The 19839-nt window shown below is 72.9% G+C and carries 20 protein-coding genes and 1 pseudogene; 12 read left to right on the top strand and 9 right to left on the bottom strand.

Features of this window, described 5'->3' with window-relative positions:
• Positions 1–73: 73 nt before the first annotated feature.
• Positions 74–838 carry a maleylpyruvate isomerase N-terminal domain-containing protein gene (locus G443_RS10590; protein WP_026418258.1) on the bottom strand — a complete coding sequence of 255 codons (765 nt, stop codon included), beginning with the start codon at positions 836–838 and terminating at the stop codon, positions 74–76.
• Positions 835–1344 carry an SAV_6107 family HEPN domain-containing protein gene (locus tag G443_RS10595; protein WP_162147291.1) on the bottom strand — a complete coding sequence of 170 codons (510 nt, stop codon included), beginning with the start codon at positions 1342–1344 and terminating at the stop codon, positions 835–837. Before G443_RS10595 ends, G443_RS10590 begins: the two co-directional genes overlap by 4 nt.
• A gap of 185 nt (positions 1345–1529) precedes the next feature.
• Between G443_RS10595 and G443_RS10600 the strand changes: the two genes are divergently transcribed.
• Complete coding sequence (locus tag G443_RS10600) at positions 1530–2069, top strand: YbaK/EbsC family protein (protein ID WP_026418257.1); 540 nt, start codon at positions 1530–1532, stop codon at positions 2067–2069.
• Positions 2066–2632, top strand: a complete 567-nt coding sequence (locus G443_RS10605; protein ID WP_026418256.1) for a GNAT family N-acetyltransferase — start codon at positions 2066–2068, stop codon at positions 2630–2632. The genes G443_RS10600 and G443_RS10605 overlap by 4 nt, the downstream gene beginning before the upstream one ends.
• Before the next feature lie 59 nt (positions 2633–2691).
• On the opposite strand, the gene G443_RS10610 is transcribed toward G443_RS10605, so the two are convergent.
• Positions 2692–4383 carry a DUF885 domain-containing protein gene (locus G443_RS10610; RefSeq protein WP_026418255.1) on the bottom strand — a complete coding sequence of 564 codons (1692 nt, stop codon included), beginning with the start codon at positions 4381–4383 and terminating at the stop codon, positions 2692–2694.
• Between the two features lie 184 nt (positions 4384–4567).
• On the opposite strand from G443_RS10610, the gene G443_RS10615 reads away from it, so the two are divergent.
• Positions 4568–5257, top strand: coding sequence for an LppM family (lipo)protein (locus tag G443_RS10615; RefSeq protein WP_051313796.1), 690 nt, complete (start codon positions 4568–4570; stop codon positions 5255–5257).
• 58 nt (positions 5258–5315) lie between these two features.
• Here G443_RS10615 and G443_RS10620 read toward each other — a convergent pair whose 3' ends face one another.
• On the bottom strand, positions 5316–6200 hold the full coding sequence (locus tag G443_RS10620) for a methylenetetrahydrofolate reductase (RefSeq protein ID WP_026418254.1): 885 nt from the start codon (positions 6198–6200) through the stop codon (positions 5316–5318).
• Positions 6201–6435: 235 nt separating this feature from the next.
• Between G443_RS10620 and G443_RS10625 the strand changes: the two genes are divergently transcribed.
• From G443_RS10625 to mptB, 3 genes are all read left to right on the top strand, one after another.
• The gene (locus tag G443_RS10625) at positions 6436–7542 is read left to right on the top strand and encodes a polyprenyl synthetase family protein (protein WP_051313795.1); all 1107 of its coding nucleotides are present in this window, start codon (positions 6436–6438) and stop codon (positions 7540–7542) included.
• Between the two features lie 231 nt (positions 7543–7773).
• The gene (locus tag G443_RS10630) at positions 7774–8979 is read left to right on the top strand and encodes an FUSC family protein (RefSeq protein ID WP_155886083.1); all 1206 of its coding nucleotides are present in this window, start codon (positions 7774–7776) and stop codon (positions 8977–8979) included.
• A gap of 150 nt (positions 8980–9129) precedes the next feature.
• Complete coding sequence (gene mptB, locus G443_RS10635) at positions 9130–10746, top strand: polyprenol phosphomannose-dependent alpha 1,6 mannosyltransferase MptB (RefSeq protein ID WP_026418252.1); 1617 nt, start codon at positions 9130–9132, stop codon at positions 10744–10746.
• 56 nt (positions 10747–10802) lie between these two features.
• On the opposite strand, the gene G443_RS10640 is transcribed toward mptB, so the two are convergent.
• The gene (locus tag G443_RS10640; RefSeq protein ID WP_026418251.1) at positions 10803–11168 is read right to left on the bottom strand and encodes an Rv2175c family DNA-binding protein; all 366 of its coding nucleotides are present in this window, start codon (positions 11166–11168) and stop codon (positions 10803–10805) included.
• A gap of 75 nt (positions 11169–11243) precedes the next feature.
• Here G443_RS10640 and G443_RS10645 point away from each other — a divergent pair, with 75 nt between their 5' ends.
• The 3 genes from G443_RS10645 to G443_RS10655 all read left to right on the top strand — a co-directional run bounded on the left by G443_RS10645 (position 11244) and on the right by G443_RS10655 (position 15296).
• Positions 11244–13364, top strand: coding sequence for a Stk1 family PASTA domain-containing Ser/Thr kinase (locus G443_RS10645; RefSeq protein ID WP_035291803.1), 2121 nt, complete (start codon positions 11244–11246; stop codon positions 13362–13364).
• Between the two features lie 92 nt (positions 13365–13456).
• On the top strand, positions 13457–13663 hold the full coding sequence (locus G443_RS10650; RefSeq protein ID WP_026418249.1) for an NfeD C-terminal domain-containing protein: 207 nt from the start codon (positions 13457–13459) through the stop codon (positions 13661–13663).
• A gap of 118 nt (positions 13664–13781) precedes the next feature.
• Entirely contained in the window at positions 13782–15296 is a 1515-nt protein-coding gene (locus G443_RS10655) for an SPFH domain-containing protein (protein ID WP_026418248.1), read from the top strand.
• Between the two features lie 156 nt (positions 15297–15452).
• On the opposite strand, the gene G443_RS10660 is transcribed toward G443_RS10655, so the two are convergent.
• Together G443_RS10660 and G443_RS10665 are read right to left on the bottom strand one after the other, a co-directional pair.
• Positions 15453–15647 carry a hypothetical protein gene (locus G443_RS10660; protein WP_035272859.1) on the bottom strand — a complete coding sequence of 65 codons (195 nt, stop codon included), beginning with the start codon at positions 15645–15647 and terminating at the stop codon, positions 15453–15455.
• A 60-nt stretch (positions 15648–15707) separates the two neighbouring features.
• A complete protein-coding gene (locus G443_RS10665) occupies positions 15708–16811 on the bottom strand; it encodes an Rv2629 family ribosome hibernation factor (protein ID WP_026418247.1) in 1104 nt (367 codons plus the stop codon).
• A gap of 346 nt (positions 16812–17157) precedes the next feature.
• Here G443_RS10665 and G443_RS10670 point away from each other — a divergent pair, with 346 nt between their 5' ends.
• Together G443_RS10670 and G443_RS10675 are read left to right on the top strand one after the other, a co-directional pair.
• Positions 17158–17637, top strand: coding sequence for a hypothetical protein (locus G443_RS10670; RefSeq protein ID WP_155886082.1), 480 nt, complete (start codon positions 17158–17160; stop codon positions 17635–17637).
• Positions 17638–17769: 132 nt separating this feature from the next.
• Positions 17770–18654, top strand: a complete 885-nt coding sequence (locus G443_RS10675; RefSeq protein ID WP_051313832.1) for an SDR family oxidoreductase — start codon at positions 17770–17772, stop codon at positions 18652–18654.
• A gap of 58 nt (positions 18655–18712) precedes the next feature.
• On the opposite strand, the gene G443_RS25855 is transcribed toward G443_RS10675, so the two are convergent.
• Together G443_RS25855 and G443_RS10680 are read right to left on the bottom strand one after the other, a co-directional pair.
• Positions 18713–18796, bottom strand: coding sequence for a hypothetical protein (locus tag G443_RS25855; RefSeq protein WP_372493014.1), 84 nt, complete (start codon positions 18794–18796; stop codon positions 18713–18715).
• 6 nt (positions 18797–18802) lie between these two features.
• Positions 18803–19422 (bottom strand): annotated as a pseudogene (locus G443_RS10680) (glycerophosphodiester phosphodiesterase); the annotation flags it as partial.
• Between G443_RS10680 and G443_RS10685 the strand changes: the two are divergent.
• On the top strand, positions 19334–19732 hold the full coding sequence (locus G443_RS10685) for a hypothetical protein (RefSeq protein WP_253860317.1): 399 nt from the start codon (positions 19334–19336) through the stop codon (positions 19730–19732). The pseudogene G443_RS10680 and the gene G443_RS10685 overlap by 89 nt on opposite strands.
• Positions 19733–19839 lie beyond the last annotated feature (107 nt).

Raw genomic sequence — 19839 nt, forward strand, 5'->3', positions numbered from 1 at the left:
CCGGTCCCGACTCGACGGGCCACGGTCACCGGCACGGCTCGGAGGGCGGCGGCGCGCGTGCCCAGGCCCGAGGTCAGCGGGTGCAGACGCGCAGCAACGCCCACAGTTGCGCGATGGCGTCGAAGTCCCCGTCGACCGTGACCGCCCGGTCGGGGAGCCGGCCCCACAGCCAGAGCAGGACCGAGGAGGGGTCACCGGACACCGTGGCGTCCACGGCGCCTCCCGGACCAGGCCCGACCCGGCGGACCCTCGATCCTCGGGCCCCGGCCGAGGCGTGCCAGGTCCGTCCGCCGGCGCGGACCGCGACCACCGCCTCGCGGGAGGCCGTGATCGCGAGTTCGGCGAGCCGGTGACCGAAGTACAGGAAGAGGATCTCGTCGATGCCGTCCACGGCGATCGGGGACTCGACGGGCCCGACGTCGACGAGGGAGGCCGCCTCCACGTCGACCCGGTGCACCGTGGTCTCGTGGGCCATCCTCCGGTACCAGAAGCCGCAGCGCGGGTCGGCGGGCCACAGGGTGGGGCAGGGTTCCGCCGGTTCCCTGGTGGCGAGCACCGCCATCAGTTCGGCCAGGCCGCCGTGGACGTACTCGGCGAGCTCGGGACCTCGGGTGGGGACCGGATGCGCGGCGCCGTCGCCGCCGGCGCCGCGCAGGCAGCGGGCCACCTCCCGGTGCACCCTGCCGACGTGCCGCGCCGTGTCCCCCAGGGTGCGGCCCGGGCAGCCAGGGACCTCCCCGCCCGGGTCGGCGGCGGGCAGCGCGCGAACCAGCGCGGCGCCCTCCGCGCCCACGGTGGTGAACAGGTTCTCGTAGTCCACGAGTGGAGCCGTCGTCACGCTCCCACCTTCCCCGTGCCCGGCCGAAGCCGCAGTGTGGAATCGATCAGGGTGAGGAACTGGTCGGTGCGGCGGAGGAGTTCGTCGGCGACCCGTTGGTGGGCCAGGCGGTGCACGCCGGCGTCCACCGCCGCCCGCCGGTCCGAGCACGACTGAAAGAACGTGGCCCACTCCCCGAGTTCGGGGGCCGCGTCGGCGAGCAGCACCCAGACGCTGGTGGGGCCTCGTGCGGCCGACGGCCGCGCCCGAGCCGCCACCAGCGCCGCGGCGCCCTGCACCGCCGCCAGGTACGCCGAGGAATACCTGCGGTCGGCAGCGGACGCGCGGGCGGCCTCGCCCAGCGCGGACCTCGCGCGGCGCAGGAGCTGCTCCGCCGCGAGGGAGGTCGGGGCTTCGGACGGGGTCGGGGTGTCCGGGAGCGAGGCGGACCGGAGGCCCCGCTCGGACGACGTGCCCGGCGCCGATCCTGGTACGAGGTCGGTAGGCCGGTGCGGAGAGGTGGACATCGGACTCCTCCCGGGTGGTGCCGTGACGGCTTCCGAGAACGCCGTCCCGGTGGTCGGGGTGCTTCCCCCACCCCGACCACCGGGCGGACGGAGAGGGCCGGGGCGGACCCCAACCCTTGATCGAACAGATGTTCGAACAGGGCCACCCTAGCCCGCCAGATCCCCCTCGCTCAAGTCGTGGTCTGATGGTCCCCGTGAACTCGGTGACGCACCCAGGGGTCATGGCCGTGGTCGACATCCTCCGGTCCACCGGCATGAGCGGCTGTGCCGACGGGCTCCGGTTCCTGGACTCCGACGTCCGGACGGCCGCCCAGGCCGCTGCCCAGGTGGGTGTCGAGGTGGGAGCGATCGCCAACAGCCTCGTGTTCGACGCCGACGGGGCACCGCTGCTGGTGATGACCTCCGGAGCGCACCGCGCGGACGTGGCCACGTTGGCCGGTCTCGTCGGCGCCACCCGGGTGGGCCGCGCCACGCCCGACTTCGTCCGACGTCACACCGGTCAGGCCATCGGCGGGGTCGCCCCCGTCGGCCACCCGACCCGCGTCGCCACCCTCGTCGACACGTCCCTCCGCCGCCACCCGGTCGTCTGGGCCGCGGCGGGGCACCCCCGTTCGCTGTTCCCCATCACGGTCGACCAACTCGTCGCGGTCACCGGGGGGAGGGAGGTCAGCGTCACGCGGGCGAGTGCCGCCCCGACTCCCGAACAGGAGGACGCCCCGAGGTGACCGTGCTCCCGGAGGCCTCCGGGCCGGATCGGATCGTCGCCCTCGACCCGGAGGGGATGCGGGCCAGGCTGACCGAGGCCCTCGGCATCTACGTGTCCGCCATGCGGTACCCGCCCAGCGCCGTGCACCAGCGGGCGTCGACCTGGATGTCCCACATCAGCCGGCCGGGCTGGCGGGCGGTCGCCGCGCTGCGGGGCGAGGACATGGTGGGCGTCGCCTACGGCTACCTGGGTGGTTCGGGCCAGTGGTGGTACGAGCAGGTGTTGCGCGGACTCACCGGGACCGGGGAGCACCAGGCGGCCGCCGAGTGGCTGGCCGACTACTTCGAACTCACCGAACTCCACGTGTCCCCGGCGGCACAGGGGCGGGGCACCGGGGAACGTCTGTTGCGGGCACTGCTCGGCGACCTGCCCTGCTCACGCGTCCTGCTGTCCACGCCAGAGGGGCCGAGTCGCGCGTGGCGGCTCTACCGGCGGATGGGCTTCGAGGACGTGTTGCGCCACCACCGGTTCGCCGGCGACCCGCGTCCCTTCGCCGTGCTGGGACGCGCACTGCCGATCTGAGGCACCACCCGGTTCGAGGCACCGGACCCGTCGCGGGTCCGGTGCGCCCGCCGTCCGCGTCAGAACGAGCTCAGCTGCCGGCGGAGCACGTCCAGCCCCAGCCCTCCGAGCTCCAGCGCGCGGCGGTGGAAGGCCTGGAGGTCGAACTGGTCTCCCTGCCGCTGGCGGACCTCGTCCCTGGCCCGCAGCCACAGCCGCTCACCGAGCTTGTAGGCGGGCGCCTGCCCCGGCCACCCCAGGTAACGGTCGATCTCGTCCCGCACGTTCGTCGGGTCCTCGATGGTCCGGGTGAGCATGAACTCCAGGCCCAGCTCCGGGGTCCACCGCTCGCCGTCGTGGAAGCCGTGACCGGCGGGGATCTCCAGCTCCAGGTGCATCCCGATGTCGACGATGACCCGGGCGGCCCGGAACAGCTGCGCGTTGAGCATCCCCAGCAGATCCCCGTCGTCGGACAGGTAGCCGAGCTCCCGCATCAGGCGCTCCGCGTACAGCGCCCAGCCCTCCCCGTGGCCGGAGGTCCAGCACATCAACCGCTGCCACTGGTTGAGGTTCTCCGACTGGTCCACCGCCGTCGCGACCTGGAGGTGGTGGCCGGGGACGCCCTCGTGGTAGACGGTCGTCACCTCACGCCAGGTGGAGAACTCCTCCTTGTCGGCGGGAACCGACCACCACATCCGGCCTGGCCGGCTGAAGTCCTCGTTCGGACCGGTGTAGTAGGCGCCGTTCCCCCCGCCGGGGGGAGCGATCCGGCACTCGAGGTCCATCAACCGGTCCGGGATGTGGAAGTGCTTGCCCCGCAGCTCCGCGAGCGCGGCGTCCGACAGCTGCTGCATCCACCGCTGGAACGCGTCCTGCCCGTGCACCCGGTACCGGGGGTCGTTGTCCAGTGCCCCGGCCACCTCGGCGAGGGTGCCGCCCGCCTTGATGCGGCCAGCGACCTCCTTCATCTCGGACTCGATGCGGATGAACTCCTCCCAGCCCCACTGGTAGGCCTCCAGCAGGTCGAGCTCCGCTCCGATGAAGTAGCGGGACCACAACTGGTAGACGTCCCGCCCCACCGCGTCCTTCCTCGGGGCGAGCGGGGCGAGGTCCTCACGCAGGAAGCGGGCCAGCTCGCCGTAGGCCTCCGAGGCCGCGCGGGCTCCCTCGGCGAGGTCGGACCGCAGCGCGTCGCTCGTGCCCGGCACCGCGTCGGCACCCGCCACCAGCGAGCCGAAGAAGGAGGGCGTTCCCCGCTGGCCGGCCCAGGTCTCGCACTGCTCGGCGGTCCTGGTCACCTGCCGGAGCGCCGACACCCTGCCGTCCTGGGCGGCCTTCGTCAACGAGGCCCGCAACCCGGACAGCGTCTCCGGCACCGCGCTCAGCCGCGCCGAGATCATCGCCCAGTCCTCCGCCGTCGCGGTCGGCATCAGGTCGAACACCTGCCGCACGTCCTGCACCGGGCTCGCGGTGACGTTGAGGGCGGACAGGTCCAGCCCGGCGTCGTGCAGTTCGACCTGGAGGCCGACCCGCTCCTCGAACGCCTCCTTGGCGACCCGTTCCCCCGCGTCGACCGGTTCCGCCGCCCGCACCGAGGCCAGCGCCGCCCTGGCCAGCTCGCCCCGCCGCTCGTAGCCCTCGGGGGAGAAGTCCGTCAACCTGTCGTCGTGGCCGCCGACGCCCATGAAGGTCGCCTCGATCGGTTCGAGCGCGGCGTGGTCCTCGACGTACCTGTCACTGAGCCGGTGCACACCCTGCGGGCTGGAAGACATGGCTGGCACGCTACCGCGCGACCCCGGCGTTCCCCCATCCGGTTTGCACGTGACGAACACCCTCCGCGAGCGGCGAGCATCGTTCAGGCGACACCCTGGCGGGATTGGGAGACGCGCCGCCGGCACCCTGTGGGGGACGGTCCACAGCGCGCGGACCCCCGGGGGTAGCTGGCACGATGACGCAATGAACCCGGTGCCTCGATCCTCGCTTGCCCGATCGGGACGGCTGCTGACCGCCGCGGTGTTGGCGCTGGTTGGCCTGGTTCTCACCGGTTGTCTCCGGGTTGACGTGTCGTTGGAGGTCTCCGAGAACGCCAGGGTCTCTGGGCACGCCGTGGTGGCCGTGCGTCCCGTGCAGGTCGGCGACGTCGGGCCGCAACTCCAGGCGCCCGCCAAGCTGGACGCCAAGGTGGAGTCGGAGCCCTACGACGCGGACGGTTACGTCGGAACCCGACTGACCTTCTCCGAGCTGACCACCGAAGAGTTCCGCCAACTGGTGGAAGGGGGCCCGTGGGCCGACCGGTACCGGCTGACCGTCCGGCAGGTGAACGAGACCCTCTCCGTGCACGGCTCCCTCGACCTGACGCAGATCCCCCGGGAGGAGGCGGACCTCGCGGTGGTCGCCGAGTTCCCCTACGAGGTGGGCCGCACCGACGGTGACGTGGAGGGCACCCGGGTCAGCTGGTCGCCGGAACCAGGTCGCGTCTACAACCTGAACGCTTCAGTGCGCTCCTCCGGCCAGGACTCGGTGTGGACCCAGGGTGTGGTGATGATCGGCGGGCTCACGGGGAGCGCGACGGTGTTCGTGCTGATGATGGCGTTGATCTCCCGGCGCCGCAGCAGGATGCTCCCGGCCGGCGAGACACCGTTCTGATCCGCCCCCGGCTCCGGGGCGTCCCTCCCGGGCCGTTCGGGTTCGCGCGCACTTCGCCTCAGACCCGGGTGGGCGCCAGTCCGAGTCGGCCGATCACCTCACGGGTGGCCGTGGACCTGTTCAGGGTGTAGAAGTGCAGACCCCGCACCCCCTCGGCCAGCAGTCGTTCGGACAGCTCCGTCACCACGTCGATCCCGGCGGCGCGGAACGCCTTCGGGTCATCCCGGTGGGGGGCCAACCGGCGTTCCAGGGACGGCGGGACTCCCGCACCGGACAGCTCCACGGTCTTGTCCAGGGTCCGGACGGTGGTCAGGGGCATGACACCCGGCAGCAGCGGGGCGTCGCAGCCCCGGCTGGCCAGCCGGTCGCGGAGCCGGAGGAAGTCGTCGGCCTCGAAGAACAACTGGGCGATGGCGAAGTCGGCGCCCGCCCTGATCTTGCCCACGAGGTGGTCGGTGTCGGTGTCGAGGTCACCGGACCTCGGGTGCCCGTAGGGGAAGGCGGCGACGCCGACGCAGAAAGGGCCGAGCGAACGCACCAGCCGCACCAGCTCCGAGGCGTAGGTGATGCCCTCCGGGTGCGCGACCCACTCGCCGAGGGGATCACCGGGCGGGTCACCTCGGACGGCGAGGACGTTGTGCACCCCCACCGCCGCGTACCAGCCGACCACGTTCCGCAACTCGGCCAGCGAGTGGTTGACGCCGGTGAGGTGCGCCATCGGGACCAGCGTCGTCTCCTGCGCGATGCGGCCGGTGGTGCGGATGGTCCGGTCCCTGCTGGACCCGCCCGCCCCGTAGGTGATGGACACGAACGCCGGGTCGAGTGGCTCCAGCTCCCGGACGGCGCGCCACAGCTGCCGCTCGCTGGCATCATCCCTTGGGGGGAAAAACTCCACCGAGAACACCGGCCTGTCCGTACGGAGCCGATCCACCACCGCCGTCATGACTCTCAGGTTACGGATTCACGACTAGGCGTGGTACCCGTCGTCGCGCTCGTCCGCATGGTGGGAGCGCCCTGTTGGCGGGCCACGAAGGCCCTGATCGGTGGAACGAGGGAACGGCCCTCGCGTACCAGTACGTGGACTCCCCTGCCCCACCGCCACCGCGCGCGGTGAACGCGCCGCCCGGGTCCACCCCCCAGGTTCGTCACCGTCGTGGCCCCTCGCGGAGGATGACCGGGTGCAGCACTTCAGAAACGGACGGGACGAGTCCGGTCGAGACCTGATCACCGCCGTCCACGGCGCGCTGGAGGAGTTCCTCCACGACAGGAGGGCCACGGTCGCGCTGGCGTCCGCGGAGTTCGCCCAGGCGGTGGACGCGCTGTCCGGGCTGGTGCTCGGAGGCGGGAAACGGGTCCGCCCCACCTTCGCCTGGTGGGGCTGGCGGGCGGCGGGCGGCGACCTCACCTCACCGGGCACCGAGGCCGTGGTGAGGGCGGTGAGCAGCCTCGAACTCATCCAGGGCTGCGCGCTGGTGCACGACGACCTGATGGACGACTCCCCCCTGCGTCGCGGCCGGCCGACCGTGCACGTGTCCTTCGCCGACCACCACCGCCGGGAGGGCTGGCGAGGGGCTCCCGAGCGGTTCGGGATGGCCAGCGCCGTGCTGCTGGGGGACGTCGCCCTCGCCTGGGCCGACGACATGTTCTTCGGATCGGGCCTGTCGGCGGAGGCCCTGGCCCGATCGCTGCCGGTGTGGCACGCGATGCGCAGCGAGATGCTGGCCGGCCAGTACCTGGACATGCTCAGCCAGGTGCGCGGCGACGAGGACGCGGAGACGGCCCTGCACGTCAACCGGCTCAAGTGCGCCGCTTACACGGTCGAGCGGCCGTTGCACCTCGGCGCGGCGATCGCGGGCGCGGAGCAGCCGGTCGTGGACGGGTTGCGGCGGTTCGGAGCCGACATCGGCATCGCCTTCCAGCTGCGGGACGACCTGCTCGGGGTCTTCGGGGACCCCGAGGTGACCGGCAAACCAGCCGGGGACGACCTCCGCGAGGGCAAGCGGACCCTGCTCGCCTCCGCCGGCCTCCGGCTGGCGGAGGAACAGGGGCGGACGGACGCGCTGGCCGAACTGCGGGGCGTCATCGGCGACCCCGAACTGGACGCGGACCGGGTCGCGGCGACCCGCGCCCTCCTCCTCGAACTCGGCGCGGTCGACGAGGTGGAGGCCCGCATCGACCAGTACACCGACTCCGCCCTGCGGGCGCTGACGGACACCTCCGTCACCGAGGAGGCCAGGGGTCGGCTGACGGAACTGGCGGTGTCGGTGACCAAACGGGACCAGTAGCCGGCCCCCGCTCCCGCTCGCTCGGCCCGCACCCGGGGGTGCCGTGGGGAACGCCACGCGGCTGGTCCTCGCCCGCACGGTTGCGGCGCCGAGGGGAGGTGCCTACCGTCGTCGCCGCACGTGAGGAGCACCCGGCACGGCTGGTGCGGCCGGCGGCACCCCTGCCGTGGTCGGCGGGCCGGCCGCCGCCGGGACGCCCTCACCGGGGACACCGCGACGGGGAGGGAGTCGATGGGCGCGGGCCGACGGCCGAGCAGGCTGGGCCAGTACGGGATCCGGCGACGTCTCCGCGCGGTGCCCACCTGGCTGGGGGCCGCGCTCCGGGGGGCGGGTCCGGAACGGGACGTGCTCGTCCAGGCGGCGAAGACCGCGCTCGCCGCCACCCTCGCCTGGGTGATCGCCGAGCACTGGCTGAACCTCCCCCAGTCGTTCCTGGCCCCGTACGCCGCGATGTTCATGGTGTCGGCCACCGTCTACCGCTCGGTGACCGGCGCGCTCCAACAGGTGGCCGCCGTGGGCCTCGGCCTGGTCCTGGCCTTCGTCGTCGTGCGGCTCGTCGGCCCCGAACTCGCGGCCCTCGCGGTGATGGTCGCCGTCGGCGTCCTGCTCGGCCGCTGGCGCGGGTTCGGGGAGAACGGCCAGTGGGTCGCGGCGACCGCGCTCCTGGTCTTCACCTACGGCATGGCCGCCGACCCGACGATGTTGGGGATCCGGCTGGCGGAGACGGCGGGCGGGGCCGCGCTGGGGGCGCTCATCAACATACTGATCCTCCCACCCGTCCACCTCAGGGACGCCAGGACCGCCATCGAGTCCCTCGCCTCCGCGATGGCCGACCTCCTGGAGGAGTTCGCCGGAACCCTCCACGAGGGCGGGTGGCGGTCCGGCCAGGTGGACGACTGGTGCCACCGGGTGGACGGCCTGGACCGCCGCATCCGCCGGGCCGAACGGGCCGTCTCCTGGCAACGGGAGAGCACCCGGTTCAACCCCCGGCCGAGGATCGGTCGGCGACGGCGCTCCGAGCCCGTCCCACCGGACCTCACCTCCGTGCTGTCCACCCTCCGCCACCTGGAGTACCCCCTGAGCGAGCTGGCGGACATCGCCCCGTCCGTCGGGGACCGGGACGCGGACCCGGGCCCCGGTTCGGCGCTCGCGGAACCGTGGGGCGACGCCGTCGCGGGTGTCGCCGAGGCGGTGCGCCACCTCGCGGACGGGGGCTCCTGCGGGACCCGGACCGAGGAGTGCGCGGTGCGGCGAGCGGTGGACCGCGCGCACGCCCTGGCCGAGCGGCTCGACGACCAGCCGCCACGGCCCCGGGTGTGGGCCGGCACCGGAGCGCTGCTGCACGCGGTGGACCGGATGATCACCCAACTGGAGCCGCACTGCCAGTGCGAACGGCCGGACGAGGCCGGCCGTTCGCCGCTCGTCACCCGGGGCTGAGCCCTTCCCGGGAGGCCGGCGCCCGCACCGCCCGGGCACCGCGCCCCGGCGGCCTGCCTCGGGGGCGTGCGTGCGAGCCGACCAGGAACGATCACATATCGGTCAGATCGCGCAACGGAGCGATACCCCGCTGTGGGAACATAAGCCGAAATGTCCACGCCATCGTTGCCCCGATCCAGCCCCGCGCCCGACACCTCCGCGGCGGCTGCCCAGCCTCCCCTACTCCGGCGCCGGAGCCCGGATCCCGAGGCCACGCGTGACTCCCCTGACCGGCCCGAACGGCGTTCGCTGGGTCGGCGGCTCCGCGCCTTCCGCAAGCTGCTGCCGCTGCGCATCGTGCTCCTGGGAGTGCTCGGCTCCGTGGCGATGGCGCTCGGCGCCGTCGGCGCGGCCGGCGTGCTGCACCACGACCCGCTGCTGGCCAACTCCGGATGGAGCTGGGTCCGCTTCGGTCACGGCCAGGACCTGGCGAACGCCCTCCTGTACGTGGGCCTGGGCCTCGCGGTGTGGGCCTGGGTCCGGTTGGGCCGCGAGGTCCGCATCGAACGGGTCGGCTCGCACGGTGTCCTGGCGGCGGTGATCGCCTGGACACTTCCGCTGGTCTTCGCGCCACCGCTGTTCAGCCGCGACGCCTACAGCTACCTGGCGCAGGGCAACCTGGCCGCGCACGGCCTCGACCCCTACCAGGAGGGCCCCTCCGCGCTGCCGGGTCCACTCGCGGAGAACGTCAGCTGGGTCTGGCAGAACACGCCCGCGCCCTACGGTCCGCTGTTCATCCTCCTCGCGAAGATCATCGTCATCATCACGGGCGGGAACCTGATCCTGGGTGTCATCGCGACGAGGCTCGCGATGATCGTCGGCCTGGCCATGATCTGTTGGGCGGTCCCGGGGTTGTCCCGCCACCTCGGTGGGCGGACCGCCGTGGCGCTGTGGATCGTGGCGGCCAACCCGCTCATGCTGGTGCACCTGGTCGGTGGACCCCACAACGACCTGTTGATGGTGGGTCTCCTGGCGGCGGGTGTGCTGCTGGTACTCGACCGGCGCCACCTGACCGGGATCGTGGTGGTGACGCTGGCGGCCGCGGTCAAGGCCACCGCGGCGATGGCGCTGCCCTTCCTCGTCTGGGTCTGGGCCCAGCGGCTGTCGGGGTCGTTGCGGGTCAACTTCGTCAAGACCGCCCTGGCCGGCGCGAGCGCCTCGATCGCGACGTTCACGGTCTGCACCCTGGTCGCCGGGGTGGACCTGGGCTGGATCAGCGCGCTCCAGACCTCGTCGATCATCGTGAACTGGTTGTCGATCCCCACGGCGGTGGCGCAGCTCGCCCACCTGGTGACGGGGTGGTTCGTCTCGGTGCCGCTGGGACCGTTCCTGGCCGTCACCCGGACGGTGGGCATGGTGACCCTGTTGGCGGTCGTCGTGTGGCAGTGGTGGAAGGCGCGGGTCGGCGGGTCGGAGGCCATCCGCCGGGCGGCCCTGACGATGCTGGCGGTCGCGGTGCTGTCCCCGGCGACCCTGCCGTGGTACTTCAGCTGGCCACTCGTGCTGGCGGCGGGCCTGGCGTGGACCGGGGCGGGGATGGTCGCCATGGTCTGCGCCTCGGTGTGGCTGCTGCTCGTGACCTTCCCCGACGGTGACACCGCGCTGTACTCGTGGCTCTACCTGCTGGGAGCGCTGGCGGTGTCGGTGTTGGCCGCGGTGTCGCTGGTACGGCCCGACCCCCTGCGGCTGTCGACGAAGCGGCCGGACGCGATGCCCAGGACCCCCTGACCGGACCGGAGCCCCGCCAGGGTGGCGGGGCCGGTCACCGGTGCGGTGCGGACCGGTCAGAACGCCATGGCCTGCGCCCGGCGCTTGACCTCGCGGCCCCGGTTGCCGCGCAACGCCTCGATCGGGGTGCCGGGCAGGGTGTCGTCCTCGGTGAACAACCAGCGGAGGATCTCCTCCGAGGAGTAGCCGCCGTCCCGGAGCACCGTGACAGTGCCGGGCAGCCCCTTCACCACGCCCTGGTCGTCGACGAGGGCGGCGGGTACCACGGCGATCCGGTCTCGGCGCAGGGCGAGCAGGTGACCGTCGCGCAGGAGCTGGTGCACCCGGGTCACCGGTACGCCCAGCCGCTCCGCGATGTCGGGCAGCGGCAGTGCTTCGACCTCCGGCGCGAGAACGTCGGAGGCGGTGGGGAACTCACTCACGGGAGCAACCCTGCCATACCCCCACCGTGATGCCCTGCGTTGGTTGCTCCCGTCCCCTCCGTACGATCGGGAGTTGTGAACCAACGGGGGGTGGATCTCACCGGGGCGACCCTGGAGGGCCGTTACCGGGTGGAGAGCGTGCTGGCCCGCGGTGGCATGTCCGTGGTCTACCGCGGTGTGGACACCCGGCTGGAGCGGCCGGTGGCGATCAAGGTCATGGACCACCGCTTCTCGGCGGACCGGACCTTCGTCGAACGCTTCGTGCGGGAGGCGCGGGCGGCCGCGCGGCTGCACCACCCCGCCATCGTCTCGGTGCACGACCAGGGGGTGGACCACAGCCCCACCGAGGACCACGTGTTCCTCGTGATGGAACTGGTCGACGGTGGCACCCTGCGGGAACTCCTCCGCCAGGACGGGGAGCTCCCGGTCCCCCTCGCGTTGAGCGTCCTGGAACCCGTGCTGAGCGCGTTGGGAGCGGCCCACGGGGCCGGGATGGTGCACCGGGACGTCAAGCCGGAGAACATCCTCATCGGACCGAACGACGCGGTGAAGGTCGCGGACTTCGGTCTGGTGCGAGCCGTGTCGGACGCGAAGCTCACCAGCGACAGCACCATCCTCGGCACCGTCGCCTACCTCTCGCCGGAACAGGTGGAGACCGGGGTCACCGACTCCCGGGGGGATGTCTACTCGGCGGGCATCGTGCTCTACGAGATGCTGACGGGGCGGCCCCCCTACACCGGCGACAGTCCGCTGTCGGTGGCCTACCGGCACGTCAACAGCGACGTTCCACCTCCGAGCGAGGCCGTGCCCGGGATCCCTCCCGCGCTCGACGAGCTGGTCCTGCGGGCCACCAGCCGGGATCCCGCCCGCCGACCGGCGGACGCGACGGCGTTCCGGGACGAGCTGCTCCGGGTGCGGGACGCGCTGGGCGTGCGGCGGGTACCCGTGCCCGTGCCCACCGCCGTGTGGACGCCCCCGCCGACGACCTCGACGGCGACCCCCTCCTCGGACGGTGGCGCGCCCCCCTCACCCGACGGCCCGCCCACGGAACGCATCCCCGTCACCCCTCCCGCCGGTCAGCACACCCAGCCCGGCCCGCCTCCCCCGCCGCATCCCGGGCCGGCTGGCGGCGGTCCGATCGGCCCCCAGGGGACCCGGGCGCTGAGCCGGGACGAGTACGCGAGCGGCCAGTACGGCCGTCCGCACGGCGCGGAGCACGCCGGCCACCCCACCGCCCCACCGACTCCCCCCGGCGGTCAGCGCCGCGGCCCGGTCCAGGACCCGTACTCGACCCAGCGCCGCCGGTCCCGGCGGTCCTTCGTGATCTGGATGGCGATCGTCACGGTCCTGGCGCTCGTCATCGGCGTCACGGCGTGGTGGTTCGGGAGCGGGCGGTGGACCAGCGTTCCCGACCTGCGAGGGATGTCCCACGCCGACGCGGTCGCTGCCCTGGAGGAAGCCGATCTCGTGCCCAGTCTCGACCACCAGTTCCACGACTCGGTGGAGTTGGGCCAGGTCTTCGACACCGGTCCGGAGGGCGGCGCCGAGGCGTTGCGCGGCAGCCGGGTGCGGGTGCTGGTGTCCAAGGGGCTGCCGGTGGTTCCCGAGGTGGCGGTGGGGATCTCCCTCGACGAGGCCAACGAGCTGGTGGAGGACGCCCGGCTGACACCGGTGAGGGACGAGGGCCTCGACCAGTTCAGCGAGGAGATCGCCGCCGGGGATGTCCTCGGCCTCGATCCCGAGGCGGGCACCGAGATGGCGATCGGCGGCGAGGTCCGGGTCGTGCTGAGCAAGGGTCCCCCGCCGGTGCCCGTCCCCGACGTCACCGGCCAGACCAGGGACGAAGCCGTGGACACCCTCACCTCGGCCGGTTTCGAACCGGACGTGCGGGAGGAGTTCGCCGAGGGCGTGGAGGCCGGGCGCGTCATCCGCACCAGTCCGGACCCGGGCACCGAGATGCTGTTGGGCGAGGACAACCGGGTCGAGGTGGTGGTCTCCAACGCCGTCCAGGTACCGGACGTGACCGGGCGCCGTGTCGACGAGGCACGGCGGGACCTGGAGGACGCCGACTTCGCGGTGGAGGTCGACTCGTGGTTCGGCGAGGAACGGGGCCGGGTCTTCGGGCAGTCCCCGCCCGGTGGGGCGTGGGTCGAGCCCGGGTCGACCGTCACGCTGAACAACTTCCCGATCTTCTGATCGAGACCGGATCGGTGTGGAAAACGGCAGTTGACAGGAGGTACACCCCGTATGCTCACCGAGAGCACACGGCGTTTCGAGGCAGGGAGCGCATGATCGGTAACCGTGGTCGGGTGACGGGCAGGATCGGTCCCGGACTGGTCGGTGAGGTCATGATCCACGTCCGGGGTGGCGTGGAGGCCTTCTACGCCTACCCCGCGCGGCCAGACGCGGTGATCGAGCCGGGGAACCAGGTCCTCGTGGTCGACTTCCAGCCACCACGCAACGTGTACGTGGAACCCTGGCAGTCGATCGGCTGAGGGTGACCTGCCGGCCACCCCACGATGTCGGCAACCGATCGCCGCGCCTCCACGTCTCATCCACGCCGTGCTCCGCTTGGCAGGGAATCGTCGTTCGAGACATGGGGGTGAGCCAGTCGTGCAGGAACAGGTCCTGTATTCGGTGGCCGCGGTCGTCATCGGTCTGCTGCTGCTGTTCGTGCTGTTCCGGGTGCTGTGGAAGGTGGCGGAGCCGAACGAGGCGCTGATCATCTCTGGCCTCGGGACCGGGGGGAACACCAAGTCGCGCCCGGACAGCATGGGATTCAAGATCATCACGGGCAAGGGGACCCTGGTCATCCCCGGTTTCCAGACCGCGCGCCGGTTGTCACTGGACACCCACGGCGCCAACCTCCAGGTGTCCTGCGTGACCCAGCAGGGGCTCCCGGTGACCGTGCGCGCGGTCGTCATCTACAAGGTGGGTGACGACTTCGTCTCGATCGCCAACGCGGCGCGGCGGTTCCTGGACCAGCAGAGCGGGATGAACAACACCATCCACGAGCTGTTCGCCGGTCACCTGCGTTCCATCTGCGGCGGCCTCACCATCGAGGACCTGATCCACAACCGCGACGCGCTCACCGGAGCCGTCCGCCAGTCCTCCGCGGACGAGATGAGCAAGCTCGGCCTCGTGGTCGACTCCCTCCAGATCCAGGAGATCGACGACGAGTCGGGCTACATCCTGAACCTGGGCAAGCCGCACGCCGCGGCCGTCGCGGCGTCCGCGAGGATCGCCGAGGCGCAGCGGGACCAGGAGGCCACCGAGGCGGAGCAGGCCGCCCAGGCCCGCAAGGCCGCCGCCGTGCGGGAAAGCCAGATCCAGCAGGCTGGGTACCAGGCGGAGGTCGACCAGGCGAGGGCGAAGTCGGGGCAGTCCGGCCCGCTGGCCGAGGCCACCGCCCGCCAGGAGGTCGTCGTCCAGGAGACCCGGGCGGCCGAGCTGGAGGCGAACCTCTCCGAGCAGCGGTTGCTCTCCGAGATCAGCAAGCCGGCCGACGCCAAGGCCTACGAGACCAGGACGATCGCCGACGCCGAGCGGGACGCGCGGATCGCGCGGGCCCAGGCCGAGGCGAAGGAGACCGAACTCCGCGCCGCGGCGGACGCCACCAGGGTGAAGACCGCCGCCGCCGCGCAGGCCGAGGCGACCAGGGCCCGGGGTGAGGCGGAGGCCGCCGCGACGAAGGCGACCGGTGAGGCGGAGGCGGCCGCCGCCCGCGCCAAGGGCCTCGCGGACGCCGAGGCCGCGCAGGCCAAGGGGCTCGCGGAGGCCGAGGCGATCAAGGCACGCGCCGCCGCCCTGGCGGAGAACCAGGAAGCCGTGGTCGCGCAGCAGCTCGCGGAGAACTGGCCGGAGATCGTCCAGGCCGGGGCGACCGCCTTCGGCAACGTGGACCACATGGTGGTGCTCAACGGCGCCGAGGGCGTCGGCGACATGTTCGGGAAGGCGCTGTCGCTGGGCGGCACCGGTCTCGGGCTCGCCCGCACGCTGATGCGCGCCATGCAGGACGAGGACGGCAAGGCCGAGACCCCCGTTGTCGGTTCCGACGGCGCGACGGCGGGCGGTTCGGTGCAGAACATCCCGGTGGACCGGAGCCCGGTTCGGCACACCGACTCCTGAGCACACCGGTCGTCCCGCACCGGCGGTGGCCCCAGCCACCGGCCCGAGCGGCGGGTCGGCCTCCCGGGTCGGCCGGCGCGGCCGGTCCCACCTGGGCAGCACACGCGGGCGCCCCCGGAACCTCCCGGGGGCGCCCGTCGCCGTTGTCGACGGTCCTCACTCCGACGTGTCCCGCCGGGGACGCTCGGTCCGCTGCACCTCGGTCAGGGCATCGGGGTCGTCGTCGGCGGGCGGCTCCGCCTCCAGTGCCTCCTCGGCCCTCGTCGGGCGGTTCGCCTGCATCATGCTCCTGGTCTCCGCCTTCAACTCCTCGTCCCGCTTCGGTCCGTGCCGGTCACTGCCCCGTTGCATCAGTGGTCCTCCTTGTCGGGGTCGCTCACCACGTCGGTGAGCGAGACGGGCGCTGGTCGTTCACCGCGCCGCGTAGCGAAGCAGTCCTCCCACCTCCGTCGGTACCGTCTCGTCCTCGTCGAACAGGTGCACGTGGGCGCCGGTCAACGCCGCCGCCGCGACCAGCGCCGCGTCGGCGCGTTCGGTGGTGACCTCCTCCTCCGGCAGACCGAGCTCCTCCCGGTCCACCGCGACCTGGCTGTGCTCGGGGCCCACGTACACCCGCTGCTCCAGCCCGGTGGCCCGGAGCAGGACCGTGTCCATCCGGCCCTCGCGCAACGCGGTGAGCACGGGACGGAGGCCGGACAGCGCCCGGCCGCTCCCCCGGCCCAGCTCGGCGCGGAACTCCTCCAGGGCGTCCCGGGTGTCCTGGGCGACCTTTTCCCGCAGCAGTGCGCGGATCTCGTCCTCCAGGGCCTCGGTGTCCGTGCCCTCCGCTCGGCCGCCGACCTCGGTGCTGACGGCGCGCTGTTGGCTGTTGGGGGGCAGCGCGGCGAGGACCTCGTTCCTGGCCCGCACCTCGCCGGCGACGAGGACCAGCCCGGCGCCGCTCCGGCGCACGAGGCGGTCGATCTCCTCGGCGATCTCACCGGCGTTGCGGGCGGCGGTGTCCTCGACCCGCTGTTGGGCCCGGTGGTGCGACCACCCCAGGCCCCGCACCTTGTGCACGGGATGGGTCTCGCCCTCCACCGTGTGCTCCGCCCGCAGCGTCGCGTTGCGCTCGTAGAGCCGCAGGTCCGCGCCGATCCGGTCGACCACCGCCACCACGAGCGGGGCCCCGGGGGCGGAGTCGGCGAGCACGGGCAGCACCTGGGGCAGCGGGGACCACCGCGCGTAGGGCAACGCCGGCGGCTCACTGACCTCCTCGTCCAGCAGCACCTCGCCGTCCGCCGCCACGAGCACCCTGCCCGCGGCGCCGACCGCCGGCTGGGCGGTGCGCAGCGCCTCCTCCAACGCGTCGATCGTGGGCCTGTCGGCCAGTTGGTCCTCCAGCTCCTCCCGGGCCTCCCGCCACCGCAGTTCGATCTCCTGACGTGCGTTCTCGGTGCTCCTGGTGACGTCCAGGTACACCGACGCGACCGGCCCCTCGGCCTGTGCCAACTCGCGAACCAGGCCTGTCTCCATGTTCACAACCTCCTCGGCGCGGGCGTCCGTTCGTCCTGCCGAGTGGGGTGGTCCGTTCGCGGTGCGACACCGCGCCGGTCCGACCCACACCCCTTTCCCGACGCCTACCCCGTCCGGCCGCCACTCACACGCCCGGTTGCCGCGCCACCGGGACACCCCGCCCCGAGGGGAGGGCCCTGAGCAGGGGAGAACCGACCGAACGGCGGTGCCGAGCCCGGCCAGCCGTCGCGGAGCGTGCCAGTTCCGCCCGCTGGGTACCCCGCTGGCGAACGGGCCGACGCGGCTGGACGGGAGGACACCACTCGTCGCGCCCGGCGGACCTGACGAACCACGAGAGGGAGACATGATGAGCGCCAGCGCTTCGGAGGAGCCGTGGCAGGAGATCCCCGACGTCCACCAACCGGGCCCGGACAACGACGAGCCGCTGAGCGTCAGCGAGCAACTCGACGAGGACGACCTCGACGTCGACCCGCTGGAGGAGGGCGTGGAACCGCCGGAGGACTGGTCGGAGGCGAACCGCTTCGGCACGACGCCGAGTGAGCAGCGGGCCGGGGAGGGGTTGGACGCCCGGCTCAACGAGGAGGTGCCGGACGTCGAACCGGTCGACGCGCCCGACCGCGGCCGCGCGGAGACACCGGCGGAGGAGGTGGACGAGCTCCCCCCTGACGACGAGTTCCCGGACGAGCCCGCCCAGCGGGAAGGCGTGGTGCTCCAGGGGGACGTCGTCGACGACAACGGGTTCGCCGCCGAGGACGTCACCGGACGGACCGCGCAGCGGACGGACGCCACCGAGGAGGGCGCCATCCGGGTCGAGCCCGAGGAGTAGGGCCAGGCGCGCCCCGTCCCCGGGCCCCTGGTGTGGGTGTGGGCGCGCTGGGTACGAGGAAAGGACAAGTGGAGGAACGCATCGCGAGTGTCCTCCGGCGTGGCGGGCGCCCCCGGACGGGTGTGGCGCGCGATGCGGGTGAGGACCGGGAGGGAGTGGCAGGTGAGCCGACTCGGACAGCCAGAGCAGGAACAGGACTTCCCCGGCAGCTCGGAGGCGATGGAGCCCGGGCCGAGGGACCGCATGGCCGACTACGTGGGACGAGGCCTGCTCGCCGGGCGCAAGGCGCTGATCACCGGCGGCGACTCGGGGATCGGCCGGGCGACCGCCGTGGCCTTCGCCAAGGAGGGCGCCGACGTGGCGGTGGCCTACCTCTCGGAACACGAGGACGCCGAGGTGACCCGCCAGCTCGTCGCCGACGAGGGACGCCGCTGCGTGCTGTTCCCCGGGGATCTGGCCGACCCGGCGCACTGCCGGGAGACCGTCGAGCAGACGGTCCAGCACCTGGGTGGCCTCGACCTGCTCGTGAACAACGTGGCCGAGCAGGAGCCGGTGGACTCCCTGGAGGAGATCTCGGACGAGGCGTGGCTGCGCACCTTCGCCACGAACATGCACAGCTACTTCCACGTCACGAAGGCGGCGCTACCGCACCTGCGTGAGGGCAGCGCGATCATCAACACCGGGTCGGTCAACGGGCTGCGGGGGAACGCGACGCTCATCGACTACGCCGCCACCAAGGGGGCCATCCACGCCTGGACCCGGTCGATGGCCCAGTCCTTGGTCGACCGGGGCATCCGGGTGAACTGCGTGGCGCCCGGCCCGGTGTGGACGCCGCTGATCCCGGCCACGCTCGGTTCGGAGCGCACGGGATCCTTCGGGGGGCAGGTGCCGATGGGGCGACCCGCGCAGCCTGACGAGATCGCGCCGTCCTACGTGTTCTTCGCCGCCCCCGCGCTGTCCTCGTTCTACACGGGGGAGGTCCTGGCGCCGCTCGGTGGGGAGATCATGCCGAGCTGACGGGCTCCCCGGGCACCGGCTGGCGGCCAGCGGCCGCCAGCCGGTGTGGTGTCAGGGCTCAGTTCCGGCCCAGCACCTCGAGCAGCACCTCGGGGTGGTCGGTGATCACGCCGTCGACCCCGTGGGAGACGGCGGTGCGCATGTCCGCCTCGTCGTTGACGGTCCACACGTTGATCGCCATACCCAGTTCGTGGACCCGGTCGACCAACGCGGGATCGGTGTCCCGGAAGCGGGGGTTGGCCTGCTCGGCCCACCTGCTGGCCGCGACCAGCTCGGCCTCGCTGGGACGCGAGCCGAAGAGCAGCCCCACCGGGACGACACCGAGCCGCTGGTGGAAGGCCCGCATCTGCTCGTGGTCGAAGGACTGCACGACCAGGGTGTCCCCGCGCACCGCACTCCACAGGTAGTCGGGCATCGACCGCAGCTCGCGGGCGATGTCCGCGCCCAGCCCCTCCACTCCCTCGCAGACCTTGACCTCCAGCAGCAGGCCGGTGCCCGGGTCCAGTTCGCGGACGGCCTCCCGCAGTGTGGGCACCGGCTCCCCGCGAACTCGGGCCCGAACCACGAGCCGGCGTCGAGCCTGGACAGCTCGGCCAGGGTGAGGTCGGCGACGGCGTAGGAGTCGCGGTCCGGGAAGACGTCCGCCGCGTCGGTGGTGCGGTCGAGCGTGCAGTCGTGCATGAGCACGATCTCCCCGTCGGCGGTGCGCTGGACGTCGATCTCCACGTGGTCGGCGCCGATCTCGTCGGCCGCGCGGATCGCGGCCAGGGTGTTCTCCGGTGCCGTCCCGGACGCTCCCCGGTGCGCGACGACCTCCGGGCCAGCCGTGCCGGGCACGGTCCCGCCGGGGAGGTGGGCCGGGTCGGCCGCCGCGGCCGAGGTGGGGGCGAGCAGTGCCGCGCCGACCAGCGCGGCGACCGCGACCAACCCGCCACGGCCCGCCGTCGAGCGGCGTGGCGCGGCGGAGTCCCGGTCCCGCCGGGTGTCGTCGCCTTCGGACAGCCAGTACGCCATGCGATCCCTCCAGGAGTGCGGTGGTCTCGGTGGATGGTCACCGTCCGGGGTAACCGGAAAGTGATCGCGACCCTACCGGCAGTTGACCATCGCCTCCCACCTCCAGCGGGTGCTCGCCGAGCCGGGTGGGTGCGCCCTCCCACGGGCGGCACCCGGCCGGCTGGTCCCGAC

The organism is Actinoalloteichus caeruleus DSM 43889 (assembly GCF_000429185.2).
In the GTDB taxonomy this organism is placed as follows: domain Bacteria; phylum Actinomycetota; class Actinomycetes; order Mycobacteriales; family Pseudonocardiaceae; genus Actinoalloteichus_B; species Actinoalloteichus_B caeruleus.